Source organism: Paraburkholderia sp. SG-MS1, from assembly GCF_012275575.1.
Taxonomy (GTDB): Bacteria; Pseudomonadota; Gammaproteobacteria; order Burkholderiales; family Burkholderiaceae; genus Paraburkholderia.
Map to the genome: position 1 here is coordinate 1 of NZ_NPIH01000207.1, position 17,814 is coordinate 17,814.

17 protein-coding genes are annotated in these 17,814 nt (G+C 64.1%); 7 read left to right on the top strand and 10 right to left on the bottom strand.

Annotated elements, in window-relative coordinates; genetic code table 11:
- Positions 1-318 (bottom strand): carboxymuconolactone decarboxylase family protein (locus CIC12_RS16560; RefSeq protein WP_168665180.1); only part of this gene is annotated, 318 nt, incomplete at its 3' end.
- A complete protein-coding gene (locus CIC12_RS16565; RefSeq protein ID WP_168665181.1) occupies positions 270-767 on the bottom strand; it encodes a MerR family transcriptional regulator in 498 nt (165 codons plus the stop codon). The genes CIC12_RS16565 and CIC12_RS16560, both read right to left, overlap by 49 nt.
- Positions 768-1,068: 301 nt before the next feature.
- Here CIC12_RS16565 and CIC12_RS16570 point away from each other — a divergent pair, with 301 nt between their 5' ends.
- Both CIC12_RS16570 and CIC12_RS16575 read left to right on the top strand, forming a co-directional pair.
- The gene (locus CIC12_RS16570) at positions 1,069-1,644 is read left to right on the top strand and encodes a ComEA family DNA-binding protein (RefSeq protein WP_168665205.1); all 576 of its coding nucleotides are present in this window, start codon (positions 1,069-1,071) and stop codon (positions 1,642-1,644) included.
- Between the two features lie 115 nt (positions 1,645-1,759).
- The gene (locus CIC12_RS16575) at positions 1,760-2,275 is read left to right on the top strand and encodes a YidB family protein (protein ID WP_446728018.1); all 516 of its coding nucleotides are present in this window, start codon (positions 1,760-1,762) and stop codon (positions 2,273-2,275) included.
- Between the two features lie 137 nt (positions 2,276-2,412).
- Here the strand turns inward: CIC12_RS16575 and clpB are convergent, their stop codons facing one another.
- Positions 2,413-5,010 (bottom strand): ATP-dependent chaperone ClpB, encoded by a 2,598-nt coding sequence (gene clpB, locus CIC12_RS16580; RefSeq protein WP_168665183.1) that lies wholly within the window; start codon positions 5,008-5,010, stop codon positions 2,413-2,415.
- A 120-nt stretch (positions 5,011-5,130) separates the two neighbouring features.
- Positions 5,131-5,610 carry an Rrf2 family transcriptional regulator gene (locus CIC12_RS16585; protein ID WP_168665184.1) on the bottom strand — a complete coding sequence of 160 codons (480 nt, stop codon included), beginning with the start codon at positions 5,608-5,610 and terminating at the stop codon, positions 5,131-5,133.
- Between the two features lie 300 nt (positions 5,611-5,910).
- Between CIC12_RS16585 and CIC12_RS16590 the strand changes: the two genes are divergently transcribed.
- A complete protein-coding gene (locus CIC12_RS16590; RefSeq protein ID WP_168665185.1) occupies positions 5,911-6,450 on the top strand; it encodes a group III truncated hemoglobin in 540 nt (179 codons plus the stop codon).
- 102 nt (positions 6,451-6,552) lie between these two features.
- Here CIC12_RS16590 and moaE read toward each other — a convergent pair whose 3' ends face one another.
- The 6 genes from moaE to CIC12_RS16620 all read right to left on the bottom strand — a co-directional run bounded on the left by moaE (position 6,553) and on the right by CIC12_RS16620 (position 12,927).
- Positions 6,553-7,029, bottom strand: coding sequence for a molybdopterin synthase catalytic subunit MoaE (moaE, locus tag CIC12_RS16595; RefSeq protein WP_168665186.1), 477 nt, complete (start codon positions 7,027-7,029; stop codon positions 6,553-6,555).
- A gap of 43 nt (positions 7,030-7,072) precedes the next feature.
- Complete coding sequence (gene moaD, locus CIC12_RS16600) at positions 7,073-7,330, bottom strand: molybdopterin converting factor subunit 1 (RefSeq protein ID WP_121318403.1); 258 nt, start codon at positions 7,328-7,330, stop codon at positions 7,073-7,075.
- Between the two features lie 34 nt (positions 7,331-7,364).
- The gene (locus CIC12_RS16605; protein WP_168665206.1) at positions 7,365-8,603 is read right to left on the bottom strand and encodes a molybdopterin molybdotransferase MoeA; all 1,239 of its coding nucleotides are present in this window, start codon (positions 8,601-8,603) and stop codon (positions 7,365-7,367) included.
- Between the two features lie 194 nt (positions 8,604-8,797).
- Positions 8,798-10,249: a threonine synthase gene (gene thrC, locus CIC12_RS16610; protein ID WP_168665187.1), complete on the bottom strand. Its 1,452-nt coding sequence runs from the start codon at positions 10,247-10,249 to the stop codon at positions 8,798-8,800.
- Positions 10,250-10,256: 7 nt separating this feature from the next.
- Positions 10,257-11,588 carry a homoserine dehydrogenase gene (locus tag CIC12_RS16615; protein WP_168665188.1) on the bottom strand — a complete coding sequence of 444 codons (1,332 nt, stop codon included), beginning with the start codon at positions 11,586-11,588 and terminating at the stop codon, positions 10,257-10,259.
- Between the two features lie 91 nt (positions 11,589-11,679).
- Positions 11,680-12,927 (bottom strand): aminotransferase class I/II-fold pyridoxal phosphate-dependent enzyme, encoded by a 1,248-nt coding sequence (locus tag CIC12_RS16620; protein WP_168665189.1) that lies wholly within the window; start codon positions 12,925-12,927, stop codon positions 11,680-11,682.
- A 606-nt stretch (positions 12,928-13,533) separates the two neighbouring features.
- Between CIC12_RS16620 and CIC12_RS16625 the strand changes: the two genes are divergently transcribed.
- The 4 genes from CIC12_RS16625 to CIC12_RS16640 all read left to right on the top strand — a co-directional run bounded on the left by CIC12_RS16625 (position 13,534) and on the right by CIC12_RS16640 (position 17,814).
- Entirely contained in the window at positions 13,534-13,908 is a 375-nt protein-coding gene (locus CIC12_RS16625) for an Mth938-like domain-containing protein (protein WP_168665207.1), read from the top strand.
- A 389-nt stretch (positions 13,909-14,297) separates the two neighbouring features.
- The gene (locus CIC12_RS16630; RefSeq protein ID WP_168665190.1) at positions 14,298-16,019 is read left to right on the top strand and encodes a glycosyltransferase family 39 protein; all 1,722 of its coding nucleotides are present in this window, start codon (positions 14,298-14,300) and stop codon (positions 16,017-16,019) included.
- Positions 16,020-16,044: 25 nt separating this feature from the next.
- Complete coding sequence (locus CIC12_RS16635) at positions 16,045-16,416, top strand: SMR family transporter (protein ID WP_168665191.1); 372 nt, start codon at positions 16,045-16,047, stop codon at positions 16,414-16,416.
- Positions 16,417-16,662: 246 nt separating this feature from the next.
- A complete protein-coding gene (locus tag CIC12_RS16640) occupies positions 16,663-17,814 on the top strand; it encodes a DegT/DnrJ/EryC1/StrS family aminotransferase (protein WP_168665192.1) in 1,152 nt (383 codons plus the stop codon).

Sequence of the window (17,814 nt, forward strand, 5' to 3'; positions counted from 1 at the left end):
GTAGAGGGCCATCTGCATGAACACCTCGACGATCTCCTCGCGTGTACACCCGACGTTCAGCGCCGCCTCGATATGCACTTTGAGTTGCGGTTGCGCACATCCGAGCGTCGCGAGCGACGCAATCGTCGCAATTTCACGCGCCCGCAGATCGAGTTGCGGCCGGCTGTAAATATCGCCGAAACCAAACTCGATCAGCAGCCGCCCGAAATCCGGCGCGATCGGCGCGAGCGCGGCGATCACCTGTTCACCGGCCGAGCCGTCGATCTCTTTCAGCTTGTCCCAGCCCCGGGTGTAGCGGTCGTTGTGTGCGTAGTCCATGGTGAGTCCTTGTCCGAATGTGAAAGCGATGCGGTTGCATCACCCTGTCGTGTCGGCTCATCATCCGCGCTGCCGTTGCGCGCAGCTGCCTCGTAGTACGCGATCTTGTCGACGATCGCGCCCAGGTCGCTCTGCAGTTCGGCGATCCGCGCCAAAACCGTGTCCCGGTGCGCCACCAGCTGGTCGCGGCGCGCGCCCATCGTCGGCTGGCCTTGTGCGCGCAGCGCCGCGAACGCCTGCATGCCGGCGATCGGCATGCCGGTCGCCTTCAGACGCATCACGAAGCGCAGCCAGTCGAGATGGGCCGGCGAGTACAGGCGATGCCCCGCCTGCGTGCGCCCGACCTCGCGGATCAGCCCGGCCTGTTCGTAATAGCGCAGCGTATGCGTCGAGACGCCGATCGTTTCGGCAACCTGACCGATGGTGAGTGCGGTTGAGATTTTCGACATGATGGACTCAGGTTAGGACTTCGAGTGCACTCTAAGTCAAGCGCTCGCCGCTGTCATTTGTCTGCGGTGTGATTTTTTATGGCGGACGGCATTGGATGGATAAACTCACAACGGCTTAATGGCTAAGCAAAAGGTTTAAATATTGTGCAGCCCGATTTACTTGTCACGAATCGATCGGTATAAATCGGCGGCGTTCACAAATAAGGGCGCGCGATTTGTTCTATGCTTGAACGCAGCGCCTGCTGACAGGATGCGTCGTCCGTTCCCGGCTTACTTGTTTGCCTTCAATGGAGTGCTTGCCATGCTGAAGAAGCTTTTAATGCTTTGCGTTGCTGTGGCTTTGTCGCTGTCGGCCGGATGGGCGGCGGCCGTCGAAGTGAATTCCGCCGACCAGGCGGCGCTCGAATCGGTCAAGGGCATCGGGCCCGTTCATGCCAAGGCGATCATCGACGAACGCACCAAAAATGGCCCGTTCAAGGACGCCGACGATCTCGCCACCCGCGTCAAGGGCATCGGCGCTAAATCCGTCACCAACCTCGAGGCGGCCGGCCTGACGATCAACGGCTCGGGCGCGCCGCCGACCGGCGCCAGGCCCGCGACGAAGTCGACCAGCACCACCAAGGCAGCACCGGCAGCAGCACCCGCAGCGACCACCCCGCCACCGGCCACGACCGCAGCCCCGGCGCCGGCGGCTCCCGCGCAAGCGTCGGGCGCGAAGGCATCGAAGTCGAAGAAGAAGAGCAAGGCCGCGGCATCCGAAGCAGCAGCGGCTTCCGCACCGGCCACCGCGCCGGCCGACGCGTCCGGCACCAAGGCCTCGAAGAAGAAGGCAAAGAAGAGCAAGGCCGCCTCGGCCGCGGCGGCCTCTGGCGCGTAACGTAATGACGCGCAAAGAGGTGGGCGCCGGCATCTCGACGACTCCCCGGGTGCGCGCATGACCCGCATGATCCCTGTGGCATGCGCGCACCGAACCGTCCCGCTGCCGGCTGTCCATCTTTTCCACTGCGCCGCGCAACCGCGCGGCGTTTTCACCCGCCGACCCGTCACGCACGTGTCGGCATTCAAGAGAGACCGTCATGAGCCTACTCGACACTATCGGTTCCCTGCTTGGCAAATCCCCCGAAGGCGGCGGTGGCCAGCAAGCGCTGATCGCAGCCGCACTCGAATTCGTCAATAACCAGCCGGGCGGCCTGAATGGGCTGATCGAACGCTTCAAGGAAAAAGGTCTCGGCGACGTCGTCTCGTCGTGGGTCAGCAACGGCGAGAACCAGCCGATCGCCCCCGATGCGCTGCACAGCGTGCTCGGCTCGGACACCGTGACCCACCTCGCGGCGAAAGCCGGCGTGGAACCGGATCAGGTCTCGGGGCTGCTCTCGCAAATCCTGCCGCACGTCGTCAACGCGGCGACCCCCGAAGGCGAAGTGCCGGCCGAGGGCAAGCTCAATGCGACCACGGTGCTCGGCGCGCTCGGCGGACTGTCGGCGCTGTTCGGCAACAAGAACGCATAAAAGCACGCCCGGGCAGGCGGGCAGCCTCGCCTGAGCGGCTCGTCGATCGAAAAAAAAGCGGCAACGAAGTCACCTTCGTTGCCGCTTTTGCATACGGGCGGTGCGGCTCGACCACCGCCGCACCCGCGCTTCACCACTTAATGCACGACGCGTTCGAACACCAGTTGGCCGTCTTCCACTTCGACCGGAATCACATCCTTCGGACCGAACTTGCCAGCCAGAATCAGCTTGGCGACCGGGTTCTCGATCTCCTGCTGGATCGCACGCTTTAACGGCCGCGCGCCGAACAGCGGATCGTAGCCGACCTTGCCGACATGTTCGAGCGCCTCGTCGGACACCACGAGCTGCATGTCGAGTTTGGCCAGCCGCTCATGCAGACGCTGGAGCTGAATACGCGCGATCGACTGGATGTTCGAGCGGTCGAGCGCATGGAACACCACGACGTCGTCGATCCGGTTCAGGAACTCGGGCCGGAAGTGCAGCTTCACCTCTTCCCACACCGCGTCCTTGACCGCTTCCTGCGGCTCGCCGACCATCGCCTGGATCACCTGCGAACCGAGGTTCGAGGTCATCACGATCACCGTGTTCTTGAAGTCCACGGTACGGCCCTGGCCATCGGTCATGCGGCCGTCGTCGAGCACTTGCAGCAGCACGTTGAACACATCCGGATGCGCCTTCTCGATTTCATCGAGCAGGATGACGCTATATGGCTTGCGGCGCACAGCTTCGGTCAGATAACCACCTTCTTCGTAGCCGACGTAGCCCGGCGGCGCGCCGATCAAACGCGCGACGCTGTGCTTCTCCATGAATTCGCTCATGTCGATACGGATCAGATGATCTTCCGAATCGAACAAAAACGAAGCCAGCGCCTTGCACAGTTCGGTCTTGCCCACACCGGTCGGCCCGAGGAACAGGAACGAACCATACGGACGGTTCGGGTCCGACAGACCCGCGCGCGAGCGGCGGATCGCATCGGCCACCGCGCTGATCGCCTCGTCCTGACCAACCACGCGGTCGTGCAGTTTTTCCTCGATCTGCAGCAGCTTTTCGCGCTCGCCCTGCATCATGCGCGAGACCGGAATGCCGGTGGAACGCGACACGACTTCCGCGATTTCTTCCGCACCGACCTGCGTGCGCAACAGCCGCCGACGCTGCGGGCTGTTCTGCTCTTCCGCCTCGGCCCGCGTCACTTCCTTCAGTTGCGCTTCGAGCCCCGGCAGCTTGCCGTATTGCAACTCGGCGACCTTCTCCAGCTTGCCTTCACGCTGTAGGCGCGTGATTTCCGCACGCGTTTTCTCAATCTCTTCCTTCAGTTGCGCACTGCCCTGCACCGCGGCTTTTTCCGCGGTCCAGATTTCGTCGAGGTCCGAGTATTCGCGATTCAAACGCTCGATTTCTTCCTCGATCAATTGCAGGCGCTTTTGCGACGCTTCGTCCTTTTCCTTCTTCACGGCTTCGCGTTCGATCTTCAACTGGATCAAACGACGGTCGAGCCGGTCCATCTCCTCCGGCTTGGAGTCGATTTCCATCTTGATCTTCGACGCGGCTTCGTCGATCAGATCGATCGCCTTGTCCGGCAGGAAACGATCCGTGATGTACCGATGCGACAGTTCCGCTGCCGCGACGATCGCCGGGTCGGTGATGTCGACGCCATGATGCAGTTCGTACTTCTCCTGCAAGCCACGCAGGATCGCGATGGTCGCCTCCACCGACGGCTCATCGACCAGCACCTTCTGGAAACGGCGTTCGAGCGCGGCATCCTTTTCGATGTACTTGCGGTATTCGTCGAGCGTGGTCGCGCCGACGCAATGCAGTTCGCCGCGCGAGAGCGCCGGCTTGAGCATGTTGCCCGCGTCCATTGCGCCTTCGGCCTTGCCCGCGCCCACCATGGTGTGAATTTCGTCGATGAAGACGATGGTCTGGCCTTCGTCTTTCGCGATGTCGCTGAGCACGGCCTTCAGCCGCTCTTCGAACTCGCCGCGATACTTCGCGCCCGCCAGCAACGCGGCCATGTCGAGCGACAGCACGCGCTTGCCCTTGAGCGTCTCCGGCACTTCGCCGTTGACGATACGCTGCGCGAGCCCTTCGACGATCGCGGTCTTACCCACGCCCGGTTCGCCGATCAGCACCGGATTGTTCTTGGTACGGCGTTGCAGGATCTGGATCGAGCGACGGATTTCGTCGTCTCGGCCGATCACCGGGTCGAGTTTGCCGGCCCGCGCGCGCTCGGTCAGGTCGACCGTGTATTTCTTCAGTGCTTCACGCTGGCTTTCGGCGTCCTGGCTATGCACCTGCGAGCCGCCGCGCACTGCCGCGATCGCGCTTTCCAGCGACTTGCGCGACAGGCCATGCTGACGCGCGAGGCGGCCTGCTTCGCCCTTGTCGTCCGCGATCGCGAGCAGGAACATCTCGCTCGCGATGAACGTGTCGTTGAGCTTTTGCGCTTCCTTGTCCGCCTGATTCAACAAGCCGGTCAGTTCGCGGCCGATCTGCACGTTGCCGTCGGTGCCCTGCACCTGCGGCAAGCGCGTCATGGCGTCGCCAAGCGCTGTTTGCAGCGCCTGCACGTGCACGCCGGCACGCGAGAGCAGCGAGCGCGCGGAGCCATCCTGCTGGGCGACGAGCGCCGACAGAACGTGAACCGGTTCGATGTATTGATTGTCATGGCCGACGGCCAGACTCTGCGCATCCGCGAGCGCTTCCTGGAATTTAGTGGTGAGTTTGTCGATTCTCATCAAGAGACCTCCAATTTCGATTACCACCAAAATGAGGCGTTTTATTCAGGTTTCAAGCACTTTTTTGCGTCCAACGGCAACTATTTAACCTTTGAACGAAACAACTGTCCGCGCCCCGTTTCAGGCCGCCGACGCGACCGGTAAGATCCGGATCGCACCGTTCATGCCGAGCAGCGCGGCCAGTGCGCCCTGCGGCTGCGAGACTTCGCCGATCGTATGCCGGTCGAGCTCGGCGAGAAAGGCATCGCGCGCGGCCTGAAGCGCTGCGCGCAGACGGCATTGCGGCGAAATCACACAGGGCCGGTGCTCGCCACGCGGGTCGGGCATGCAGGCCACCAGCGCGAAGTCACTTTCCGTCGCGCGCACCACCTCGCCGACGGTCAAATCACGGATATGTTCGACAAACCGCAGACCGCCGTTGCGCCCCCGCACGGTCTCGATCCAGCCGCGTTCCGCGAGTTGCTGCACGACCTTCATGAGATGGTTGCGGGATACTCCGTACGCTTGCGAAATATCCTGAATCGTCGACAACGCGTCCCCCTGAGCCGCGAGGTACAGCAAGACGCGTAGTGAGTAATCCGTATAATCGGTCAGTCGCATGGGGCAGGTACCACGAAGGGGGCAAGCCGCGATCCTGGAGATAACCGCGTCGATGCAAGGGTTGCCGGTGGCCGCCGCTTCACCCTAAGATGCAGGCAATTAACCTGTTTGGTGATATTGCCTCGACAGGCGGCGCTGATGTGCCGGTAGTAATGGTAACGTTTCCCGCCTCGGTCAGTCGTAAGAGCAGGGTATTGGCCGCCCTCTTCCTTTCTTCGCCAACGGTTTCACACCACGCCCGGTCGCCTGTGGCGCCGTGGGACGCGCCGCCATCCGAAGCCGCCTTTTTCTGGAATCAGCATGAATCCGTCTTTTCCCGCCGCGCCCGTGGTCGAGCGCGCCGCCGAACCGACCGAAGCGAACATCCGCGAACTCGTGTACGGCTTTTACGATCGCGTGCGCGCCGATCCGCTGCTCGGTCCCGTGTTCGACGCCACGCTGGCGGGCCGTTGGGACGATCATCTGCCGAAGATGTGCACGTTCTGGGGCAGTCTCGTGCTCGGTGCGAAGCAGTACCGCGGCAACGTGCAGCAGGCGCATCAGCCGCTTGACGGGGTCGAACCGCAGCACTTCAGCCGCTGGCTGTATCTGTTTCTGGATACGGTGGAGTCCCGCTATCAGCCGGCGGCAGCAGTGCGCTTCATGGAACCGGCGCTGCGCATCGCGCAGAGCCTGCAGTTGAGCCGCTTCGGTTGGGATTACAAGATTCCCGCGGAACAGCAGGCGCTGCTCGAACGCGTGGCGCCGAAGCGTCGTCCGCATGACGGCGACGCTCATGCCGCACGTCCGGCGGGCGAGCCGTTTCCGACGCGGATTATCGGGCAACCGCGCGACGAGTGAATGACGAGGTTCGGGGCGTCGTGTGCGTTCGGCGCACCCGGTGCACATCGAGCCTGTGTTGGCACCTTGGCTCAACCAGCCCAGCCGTGCTCCGGCGTGCGGCTACTCCCGCGATTGATTCCCCGAGTCGATGTCCCACCGCGCCAGCGCGGCGTCGTCGGTGACGCGAGCGTCGACCCAGCGCTCGCCACTCGCGGTCTTCTCTTTCTTCCAGAACGGCGCCTGGGTCTTCAGATAATCCATCACGAATTCACACGACGCGAACGCGTCGCCGCGATGCGCGGCCGTCGTCGCGACCAGCACGATCCGGTCGAGCGGATACAGCTTGCCGACCCGATGCACGATCAGCACCTCGATGCCTGGCCAGCGCTCGCGCGCATTCACGACGATCGCCTCCAGCGACTTCTCCGTCATGCCGGGGTAATGCTCGAGCTCCATGGTCTCGACCGTGCTGCCGTCATTCAGATCACGTACGGTGCCGACGAAACACGCGACCGCGCCGATCTTCGGATTGCGCGCGCGCAACGCGGCCACCTCGGTGCTGAGGTCGAAGTCTTCGGTCTGGACGCGAACGGGCATCGGCGGCTCCTGGGCAGTTGTAGACAGGTGAGCGGCGTCTCGCCTAGCCGCCGGTAACGGGCGGGAAGAAAGCGACTTCGCAGCCGTCGGTGATGCGGGTGCCAGCGCCCGTCATCACGTGATTGCAGGCCATGCGCAGCGCACGGCCTTCGGCGAGCGTCTCGGCCCAGATGCCGCCGCGCACGCGCAGCCAGGCGCGCACGTCGCCGACGGTCGCGATGCCGTCGGGCAGATCGACGGTTTCGTCGGCCAGGTTGAGCGCTTCGCGCACGCTCGCAAAATAGCGGAGTTCAATTTTCATCGGGATGTCACCGGTCTGCGATGCATGGCCGGCCTCAGTTCAGCAATTCGGAAAAGGGAATGAAGCGCACGGTCTCGCCGGCGCTGATCGCGTGATTTGGCGGATTGTCGATCAGGCCGTCGCCCCAGACCGTCGAAGTCAGCACGGCCGAGCTCTGATTCGGAAACAGATCGAGGCCACCGGCTTCGTTGATCCGCGCACGCAGGAATTCGTTGCGGCGGTCGGCCTTGCTCTGGGTGAAGTCCGCGCGCAACGACAGCGCACGCGGCGCGACGCTTCGCGCACCGGCAAGGCTCAGCACGAACGGACGCACGAACAGCAGGAAGGTGGCGAAGCTGGACACCGGATTGCCCGGCAGGCCGATGAAGAAGGTTTCGGCCGACGCCGATGCCCCCGCACGCTCGCGCGAGACGCCACGGCGCACTGCGCCGAATGCGAGCGGCTTGCCCGGCTTCATCGCGATCTGCCACATCGACAGACGCCCTTCCGCCTCCACAGCCGGCTTCACATGATCTTCCTCGCCTACCGAGACGCCGCCACAAGTCAGGATCAGATCGTGAGTCCTGGCGGCTTCGCGCAGCGTCGCGCGGGTCACTTCGAGCTTGTCGGCGACGATGCCATAGTCGGTTATCTCGCAGCCGAGCTTTTCCAGCAGACCGCGTAGCGTGAAGCGATTCGAGTTGTAGATCGCCCCGGGTTCGAGCGGCTCGCCCGGCATGGTCAGCTCATCGCCGGTGAAAAACACGGCGACCTGGACGCGCCGCCGCACCTCGAGCCGCGCGCAGCCGACCGACGCCGCCAGCCCCAGCGCCTGCGGCGAGAGCCGCGTGCCGGCCGGAAGAATGACCGAGCCGCTGCGGATGTCCGCGCCCTGCACCGTGATCCATTCGCCGGCTTGCGGGGTGTGGAGAATCGTGACGTGATCGCCGGAGGCTTCGGTTTGCTCCTGCATCACGACCGCGTCCGCGCCGGGCGGCACCGTCGCGCCGGTGAAGATGCGCGCCGCGGTGCCGGGCTGCAACGGCGTGGGCGCGTGGCCTGCGGGAATGCGCTGCGACACCGGCAGACGGCTCGCGCCCTCGCGTGCGAGGTCCGCGGTTCGGATTGCGTAGCCGTCCATCGCGCTGGTATTCATCGGCGGCACGTCGAGCGGCGATGTGACGTCGGCCGACAGCACGCGGTTCAGCGCCTCGAGCGTGGGAATGGATTCAGTGCCGTCGATCGGGCGCGCGGCGCCAAGCAGGGTCGCCAACGCTTCGGCGGTGGCGAGCATGGGAGCGCGGGGCGTTGGTGTGGACATCTCTGGTGTCGAAGCCGCAAATAAAAGAACATTGTAGCGGTCGATGCCCCAGGCCTGGGCGGCCGGGCGTGAGGTGGGGATCTGGCTTGGTGGGATGCGGGGCTGTGCGGTGCGGCGTGTGCGCTGCACGAGCCACCTGGACTCGCCCAGCACCACAACCACGCGTGCTACTCGCGCGTATTCGCCACGATGAAGTCCTTCACGCGCTGCGCATCGGCCGGCAGCACTTCGAAGCGCTGCGGCAACGATTCCAGCCCCGAGAACGCAGCCGGCCGCTCCGGTTCGCGCAACAGCGCTTCACGGATCGTCTCGCCGAACTTGATCGGTTGCGCGGTCTCCAGCACGATCATCGGAATGCCCGGCTGCAGATGCTCGCGCGCCACCTTCAGACCGTCGGCCGTGTGCGTGTCGATCATCGTGTCGTAACGCTCGAACACGTCGCGGATCGTCTCCACGCGGGAATCGTGGCTGCTGCGGCCCGACACGAAACCGAATTCCTTCACGCGCACGAAATCGCCGCTCGCCGCGAGGTCGAAACCGCCCTTCTCCTCGACGTCGCGGAACAGCTGCAACACGCGAGCCGGATCGCGGCCCAGCAGATCGAACACGAAGCGCTCGAAATTCGACGCCTTCGAAATATCCATGCTCGGGCTGCTCGTGTGATACGTCTCGGCCGCCTTGCGCACGCGATAGATGCCGGTGCGGAAGAACTCGTCGAGCACGTCGTTTTCGTTGGTCGCGACAACCAGTTTCTCGATCGGCAGACCCATCATCCGCGCGATATGACCCGCGCAGACGTTGCCGAAGTTGCCCGACGGCACCGTGAACGACACGCGCTCGTCGTTCGACTTCGTCGCCGCGAAGTAGCCCTTGAAGTAATAGACGACCTGCGCGACGACACGCGCCCAGTTGATCGAATTGACCGTGCCGATCTTGTACTTCGCCTTGAACTCGTGATCGTTCGACACCGCCTTGACGATGTCCTGCGCGTCGTCGAACACGCCTTCAACGGCGATATTGAAAATGTTCGGGTCTTGCAGGCTGTACATCTGCGCGGTCTGGAACGCGCTCATCTTCTTGTGCGGCGACAGCATGAACACGCGAATGCCCTTCTTGCCACGCATCGCGTATTCGGCGGCGCTGCCGGTGTCGCCCGAGGTCGCGCCGAGAATGTTCAGCGTCTCGCCGTGTTTGGCCAGCGCGTACTCGAACAGGTTGCCGATCAACTGCATCGCCATGTCCTTGAACGCGAGCGTCGGACCGTTCGACAGCTCCAGCAGCGACAGCGGCGTGCCGTTCTCGACGCCGAGTGTTTTGAGCGGCGTGATCTGCGCGGCGCTTTCGTCGTCGCGCACGTTGCAGTACGTCGCGGCCGTGTAGGTCTTGCGCGTGAGCGCGCGCAGATCTTCGGCGGGAATGTCGTCGCTGAATTTCGACAGGATCTCGAAGGCGAGGTCCGCGTAAGGCAGCGTACGCCAGCGCGTCAGTTCGTCGGCGCTGACGCGCGGGTATTCGGCCGGCAGGTACAGGCCGCCGTCTTTCGCGAGACCGCCCAGCAGGATGTCCGAAAAGGTGTGGCGCTCGCCGGCTCCGGCGCCGCGCGTGGAGAGGTAGTTCATAGTGTGCCTAGTTCAGCGCTTCCATGCGCAGCTTCGTGACTTGCGAGACGACGGTCTTCAGCGCTTCGATCGTTTTGATCGCGGCGTTGACATGCTTTTCGACCGTTTCGTGCGTGATCAGGATGATGTCGGTTTCGCCCTTGCCGTTCGCGTCGACCTGCTCCGATTCCTTTTGCAGCAGCGCGTCGATCGAGATGCCGGTGTCGGCCAGAATGCGCGTGATGTCGGCCAGCACGCCGGTCACGTCCGCCACCCGCAGACGCAGGTAGTAGCCGCTCGTCACTTCGTCGATCGGCAGGATCGGCGTGTTCGACAGGCTGTCCGGCTGGAATGCCAGATGCGGCACGCGATGCTCCGGGTCAGCCGTATGCAGGCGCGTCACGTCGACAAGATCGGCCACCACCGCCGAGGCCGTCGGCTCCGCGCCCGCACCCTTGCCGTAGTACAGCGTCGTGCCGACCGCGTCGCCGTGCACGACGACCGCGTTCATCGCGCCTTCCACGTTCGCGAGCAGGCGCTTTTCCGGAATCAGCGTGGGGTGCACGCGCAGTTCGATGCCCTTCTGCGCGCGCCGCGCGATGCCGAGCAACTTGATGCGGTAGCCGAGTTCCTCGGCGTATTTGATGTCGATCGCGTCGAGCTTGCTGATGCCTTCGACGAAAGCCTTGTCGAACTGCATCGGCACGCCGAACGCGATCGCGCTCATGATGGTCGCCTTGTGCGCGGCGTCGACGCCTTCGATGTCGAAGGTCGGATCGGCTTCGGCATAACCCAGTTCCTGCGCGGCCTTCAGCGCGGTCGCGAAGTCGAGCCCGCGGTCGCGCATCTCAGACAGGATGTAGTTCGTGGTGCCGTTGATGATGCCCGCGATGTACTGGATGCGATTGGCCGTCAGCCCTTCGCGCAGCGCCTTGATGATCGGAATGCCGCCCGCCACCGCCGCTTCGAACGACACCATCACGCCGTTGGCGCGCGCCGCTTCGAAAATCTCCGTGCCGTGCACCGCGAGCAGCGCCTTGTTGGCGGTGACCACGTGCTTGCCGTTCCGGATCGCGCGCAGCACGAGCTCACGCGCTACGCCGGTGCCGCCGATCATTTCGGCCACGATATCGATCGCCGGATCGTCGACCACCGCGTTGAAGTCATCGGTCAGCGCCACGGTGCCGGCCTGCGCGCCAAGCGCCGCTTTCGCCTTGGCGGGATTGCGCACGGCGATGCGCGCAATCTCGATGCCGCGGCCCGCGCGGCGTTTGATTTCTTCCTGATTGCGACGCAGTACCGTGAAGGTGCCGCTGCCTACCGTGCCGAAGCCCAGCAGTCCAACTTTGATCGGTTCCATGCAGCGTGTGTTTTCGAGTAGGTGATTAAAAAGAGATGAGTGTCGGTGACGCGCGCAGCCGTGCTTGCTGCGCCGTGCGCCACATTGTGCGTCAGGCCGTGTGACGTTTGCGGTAGCCGTCGAGGAAACGCGCGATCCGGTTGATCGAATCCGCGAGGTCGTCCACGTTCGGCAGGAACACGACGCGGAAGTGATCCGGCGTCTTCCAGTTGAAACCGGTGCCCTGCACGAGCAGCACGCGCTCTTCGAGCAGCAGATCGAGGATGAACTGCTGGTCGTCCTTGATCGGATACACCTTCGGGTCGAGGCGCGGGAACATGTACAGCGCCGCTTCGGGCTTCACGCAGCTCACGCCGGGGATGGCCGTCAGCATGTCATACGCGAGTTCGCGCTGCTTGTACAGACGCCCGCTCGGCACGATCAGGTCGTTGATGCTCTGATAGCCGCCGAGCGCGGTCTGGATCGCGTACTGGCCGGGCACGTTCGGGCACAGCCGCATCGACGCGAGGATGCCGAGACCTTCGAAATAATCGCGGCCGTTGCGGCGATTCTCGCCGGTGAGGCCCGAGATGAACATCCAGCCGGCGCGGTAGCCGCACGAGCGGTAGCTCTTCGACAGGCTGTTGAACGTGACCGTGAGCACATCTTCGGAGAGCGCGGCCATCGACGTGTGTGTCTTGCCGTCGTAGACGATCTTGTCGTACACCTCGTCGGCGAAGATCACGAGGCCGTGCTGGCGGGCGATTTCGATGAGGCCGAGCAGCAGTTCGTCCGAGTACAGCGCGCCGGTCGGGTTATTCGGGTTGATGACGACGAGCGCACGCGTGTTCGGCGTGATTTTCGCGCGGATGTCATCGAGGTCGGGCATCCAGCGGTTCGACTCGTCGCAGATGTAGTGCACCGGCGTCCCGCCCGCGAGGCTCACGCCAGCCGTCCACAGCGGGTAGTCGGGCGCGGGCAGCAGCACTTCGTCGCCGTCGTTCAGCAGGCCCTGCAGCGCCATCACGATCAGCTCGGACGCGCCGTTGCCAATGTAGATGTCGTCGAGCTCGACGCCGTGCACGCCCTTTTGCTGCGTGTAATGCATGATCGCCTTGCGCGCGGCGAACACGCCCTTGGAGTCCGAGTAACCGGACGATCCCGGCAGATTCAGAATCATGTCCTGAATGATTTCGTCGGGCGCTTCGAAGCCGAACGGCGCGAGATTGCCGATGTTCAGCTTGATGATGCGGTGACCCTCTTCTTCGAGCCGCTTTGCGTGTTCGAGGACGGGCCCGCGAATGTCATAGCAAACATTCAACAACTTGTTGGATTTGAGAATCGGTTTCACGGCGGGCACTTCATCCTGGTTGATAGCTTGGGCGGACAGACCACGCGCTAAAAAACGCCGGCCTGGCAGGTTCGCCGTACGGGGAATTCGGAACGCGCCGGGCCGGCGAAGGCCTCCAAACGCGGATTGGGCCGCTCTGTCGAGCCGCCGCTGCTCACCATAGCCGGCTTGCTTGCCTGAGCACACCTGCGTGTCGCTGTTCGGCGTTCGACTGCGATTTCACCTGCGCCCGCTGATCGCGCGGCTGCGGCGGATTGCGCCGGCATAGCCGCAAGACGGACAGAAATCAGACGAAAAACGGGCAAACAGCCAAAAAACGGTCAGAAAACCGGTGATGACGGGCAAAACCCGCGGCAGGTAGCCGGTGGGCCGCGCCGGCGAACTCAGTGCGGCTTATGGCGGCACATGAGCGAGGGGGCGCCGTAAGGCGGCTAAAAAGCTATAATTTAGCGGATTTTGGCCGACTTCCGCAATGCACCAACCGCATCGGCAGGTCTTTTCGGCCCCTTCTTCTTTTTGGCCCCTTGTGTCCAATCGCGTCGAACCGCCCTGCTGGCTCCGTCCCACCAGGCCGCCAACACGCATGATGTCTCACGACGACTTCGGAAAACCAATTTGAAATTACATCAGGATTCGAGCGGCGCCCTCAACACCGTCACCGGGTATGGCGCCGACTATGTCGAAATCAATGCGGTCCGCCATTCGGGCAGCCTTCTCGTGCTGCCGGAGGCGCCCGTCATCCCTTGGCCCGTCTCGTCTTTCGACCAGTTGGGCGCCGAGCACTTTGCGATGCTGATCGATGCCGCGCCCGAAGTGGTCATCTTCGGCAGCGGCGCGCGGCTGCGCTTTCCGCACCCGCGCCTGACGGCCGCGCTCACCGCGAAGCGCATCGGCGTCGAAACGATGGACTTCAAGGCCGCCTGCCGCACCTACAACATCCTGATGGCCGAGGGACGCAAGGTCGCCGCCGCGTTGCTGATCGAGGCGTAGCACAGGAGCGGGGTCGCGCGGCGGTACGGTCGCGGCGTAGCCGAGGCGCTGTCCGGCCCGGCTTCGCAGAGGCGGCACGCTGCCCTTTGCCGCCCGCGACGCACGTTCACGGCGCCGCTCTGTGCCCTCGCCGCATCACGGCCGATCACGTACACTGCGCGCCATTGGTGTGGTGCCGGCGGATCGCGCCTGGTCATGCGCAGCGCCTTACCGCCTCGGACACGGCAGCCGACGCCCGAACGCGCACCGCCGAAGCCGACTGAGGCCGGCGCGATGCCGCAGCTCCACACGCCGTACTGCGCGACTGGCCGCCTCGCGAACGACCGGTCGCCATTTCCAGATAACATCGCGTCGCCGCCCACGCGGCGTCGCCATAAAGGTTGAAATTCATGAACGATACGCCGTCGAGGCTACCGCTCAACCGCACCACGATCCTCCTGCTGGTGCTGGCTCTCGCCGTGATCTGGTTCGTGCCGCTCGGCTGGCGCCATTTGCTGCCTAGCGACGAAGGCCGCTACGCCGAAATGGCGCGCGAGATGTTCGTCACCGGCGACTGGATCACGCCGCGCTACAACGCCTACAAGTACTTCGAAAAGCCGCCGCTGCAAACCTGGGCGAACGCGCTCACGTTCGCCTGGTTCGGCATCGGCGAATGGCAGGCGCGCCTGTACACCGCCCTGACGGGCTTCGCCGGCGTGCTGCTGATCGGCTTCACCGGCGCGCGCGTGTTCAACACGGCGACCGGTGTATTCGCCGCGATCGTGCTGGCGTGCTCGCCCTACTGGAACCTGATGGGCCACTTCAACACGCTCGACATGGGCCTGTCGTTCTGGATGGCGCTCACGCTCTGTGCGCTGATGCTCGCGCAACGCCCCAACCTGCCGAGCTCGTGCGTGCGCGGCTGGATGTGGGTGTGCTGGGCGTCGATGGCGCTGGCGGTGCTGTCCAAGGGGCTTGTCGGCGTGATCCTGCCGGGCGCCGTGCTGGTGCTCTACACGCTGATCGCGCGCGACTGGGCATTGTGGAAACGCCTGCATCTGATCGGCGGCGTGATCGTATTCTTCGTGATCGTCACGCCGTGGTTCGTGCTGGTGCAGCAGCGCAATCCGGAATTCCTGAACTTCTTTTTCATCGTCCAGCAGTTCAAGCGCTATCTGACGCCCGAGCAGAACCGCCCCGGCGCGTTCTACTACTTCGTGCCGGTGCTGCTGGTGGGCTTTCTGCCGTGGCTGTCGGTGACGCTGCAAAGCGTGCGCCACGCGTGGCGCCAGCCGCGCCAGCCGAACGGCTTCGCGCCGGTCACGCTGATGCTCGTGTGGATCGCCTTCATCTTCCTGTTCTTCAGCGCGTCGCATTCGAAGCTGCTCTCCTACACGCTGCCGATCGCCCCGCCGATCGCGCTCCTGATCGGTATGTATCTGCCGCTCGTCACGCGCGACCAGTGGCGCCGTCATCTGGCGGGCTATGCGCTGTTTCTCGTCGTCGCCGCATTTGCCGCGCTGTTCATGGCGCGTCTGGGCAGCGCGCGCAACCCGGCCGAGCTGTACGCCGAGTATCGCGGCTGGGTGCTGGGCGCGCTCGGCGTCGCGTTCGCGCTGACGCTCGGCGCGCTGTGGCTGAACCGCCGCAGCCGGGCCGGCAGCCTCGGCGCGATCGCCTGCTTCGGCGCGGCGTGGCTCCTGCTCGGGACGATCGCCGGCACCGGTCACGACGTGTTCGGCCGCCTCAGCTCCGGCGCGCCGCTCGCGCCCGCGATCAAGGCCCAGCTCGCGAAGCTGCCCGCGGATACGCCGTTCTACTCGGTCGGCGTGCTCGACCACACCCTGCCGTTCTATATCGACCACACGATGATCATGGTCGAACATCCCGACGAACTGGCGTTCGGCGTGTCCGTCGAACCGCAGAAGTGGGTGCCGTCCATCGACGCGTGGATCGAACGCTGGAAGGCCGAGCGCTACGCGCTCGCGCTGATCCCGCCGCCGACCTACGAGCGCCTGCTCAAGGAAGGCCTGCCGATGCAGGTGATCGCACGAGATCCGCGCCGCGTGGTGGTGATGAAACCGCTCGCGGCGGCCGACGCGCCGGTGGCCGTGGAAAAACCACAACAATGACCCCATCTGAGGATTCAATCGTTCGATGAACCCGATTTCCCTTTTCTGCATCCTCGCCGGCGTGACGTTGAACGCCGCCGCGCAGTTGCTGCTCAAAGCCGGCACGAATGCCGTTGGACACTTCGAATTCACCCGTGCGAACATCCTGCCCATCGGCTGGCGGCTCGCCACCCAGCCGCCCCTCATCGCGGGGCTCGCGTGCTATGTGGTGAGCCTGGTGGTCTGGGTGGTAGGGCTGTCCCGAGTGGACGTGTCGATCGCCTATCCGATGCTGTCGCTCGGCTATGTCGTCAACGCGTTCGCGGCGTGGTACCTGTTCGGCGAAGTGTTGTCGGTGCAGAAGCTGGTCGGGATCGGCATCATCCTGTTGGGCGTAGTTATCGTCGCGCGCAGCTAGACGCGAACGCCGCGGCTGCGTGCTGGCGGAAACGTTTCTTACCGTCTATCGTCCGCGCCGGGCTGGCGCGGGCCGGCCTGAGCAAGATACGGTAAGCGCACCCGCGGACGGACTAAGCATGACCTAAGGTTGATCGCAGTAAGCTCTGCGGTTGCGCATTTTTCGCCGCCGCCTTGGGTTTGCGCGTAGTTTGTGGTTTACTTCGCGCCCTTCGGGTCGCGCCCCTTTCAATCGAGCGAAGCATTCATGAGCCAGTCAACAGTCCCGTTTTTGCCGTTTGTCAAACCTGAAATCGATGAAGAAACGATTCAGGGCGTCGCCGACGTGCTGCGCTCCGGCTGGATCACCACCGGTCCGCAGAACCAGAAGTTCGAGGCGGCGCTGTCCGGGTTCTGCGGCGGGCGTCCGGTGCGAACGTTCAACTCCGGCACGGCGACGCTGGAGATCGGGCTGCGCATTGCCGGCGTGGGCGCGGGCGACGAAGTCATCACGACGCCCGCCTCCTGGGTCTCGACCAGCAACGTGATCCTGGAAACCGGTGCTACGCCGGTGTTCGTCGACATCGATCCGGTGACGCGCAACATCGACCTCGACCTGCTCGAAAAAGCCATCACACCGCGCACCAAGGCGCTGCTGCCCGTGTTTCTGTCCGGTCTGCCGGTCGACATGGACCGCCTCTACGCGATCGCCCGCGCGCACAAGCTGCGTGTGATCGAAGACGCCGCGCAGGCCTTCGGCTCGACGTGGAACGGCGAGCGCATCGGCAAGCTCGGCGACATCGTGTCGTTCAGCTTCCACGCCAACAAGAACCTGACCTCGATCGAAGGCGGCGCGCTGGTGCTGAACAACGAGGAAGAAGCCGTGCTGGCCCAGAAATACCGGCTGCAAGGCATCACGCGCACGGGCTTCGACGGCATGGACTGTGACGTGCTCGGCGGCAAATACAACCTGACGGACGTCGCCGCGCGCGTCGGCCTCGGCCAGCTGCCGCATCTCGCGCGCTTTCTCGAACAGCGCAAAAAACTCGTGCGCGCGTATTTCGCGGGCTTCGAAGGCGGCGCGGCCGTGAAACTGGGCGTCGGCCTGCCGTTTGCCGACTTCGAGAACAGCAACTGGCACATGTTCCAGATCACGCTGCCGCTGGAAAAATTCTCGCTGGACCGCGCCGGCTTCATGGCGCAACTGAAGGAACGTGGCATCGGGTCGGGCATGCATTACCCGGCGATCCATCTGTTCACGCTGTATCGCGCGCTCGGCTTCAAGGAAGGCATGTTCCCGCATGCGGAGCGCTTCGGCGCAAGCACCGTCACGCTGCCGCTCTTCACGTTGATGAACGAAAGCGACGTGGCGCGCGTCTGCCGCGCGGTCAATGAAATTTGCGAACAATACGGAAAATAA

Coding starts and splice junctions, on each gene's coding strand:
- CIC12_RS16565 (WP_168665181.1), bottom strand. CDS start 767: ATGTCGAAAATCTCAACCGCACTCACCATCGGTCAGGTTGCCGAAACG.
- CIC12_RS16570 (WP_168665205.1), top strand. CDS start 1,069: ATGCTGAAGAAGCTTTTAATGCTTTGCGTTGCTGTGGCTTTGTCGCTG.
- clpB (WP_168665183.1), bottom strand. CDS start 5,010: ATGAGAATCGACAAACTCACCACTAAATTCCAGGAAGCGCTCGCGGAT.
- CIC12_RS16585 (WP_168665184.1), bottom strand. CDS start 5,610: ATGCGACTGACCGATTATACGGATTACTCACTACGCGTCTTGCTGTAC.
- CIC12_RS16590 (WP_168665185.1), top strand. CDS start 5,911: ATGAATCCGTCTTTTCCCGCCGCGCCCGTGGTCGAGCGCGCCGCCGAA.
- moaE (WP_168665186.1), bottom strand. CDS start 7,029: ATGCCCGTTCGCGTCCAGACCGAAGACTTCGACCTCAGCACCGAGGTG.
- moaD (WP_121318403.1), bottom strand. CDS start 7,330: ATGAAAATTGAACTCCGCTATTTTGCGAGCGTGCGCGAAGCGCTCAAC.
- CIC12_RS16605 (WP_168665206.1), bottom strand. CDS start 8,603: ATGCTCGCCACCGCCGAAGCGTTGGCGACCCTGCTTGGCGCCGCGCGC.
- thrC (WP_168665187.1), bottom strand. CDS start 10,249: ATGAACTACCTCTCCACGCGCGGCGCCGGAGCCGGCGAGCGCCACACC.
- CIC12_RS16615 (WP_168665188.1), bottom strand. CDS start 11,588: ATGGAACCGATCAAAGTTGGACTGCTGGGCTTCGGCACGGTAGGCAGC.
- CIC12_RS16630 (WP_168665190.1), top strand. CDS start 14,298: ATGAACGATACGCCGTCGAGGCTACCGCTCAACCGCACCACGATCCTC.
- CIC12_RS16635 (WP_168665191.1), top strand. CDS start 16,045: ATGAACCCGATTTCCCTTTTCTGCATCCTCGCCGGCGTGACGTTGAAC.
- CIC12_RS16640 (WP_168665192.1), top strand. CDS start 16,663: ATGAGCCAGTCAACAGTCCCGTTTTTGCCGTTTGTCAAACCTGAAATC.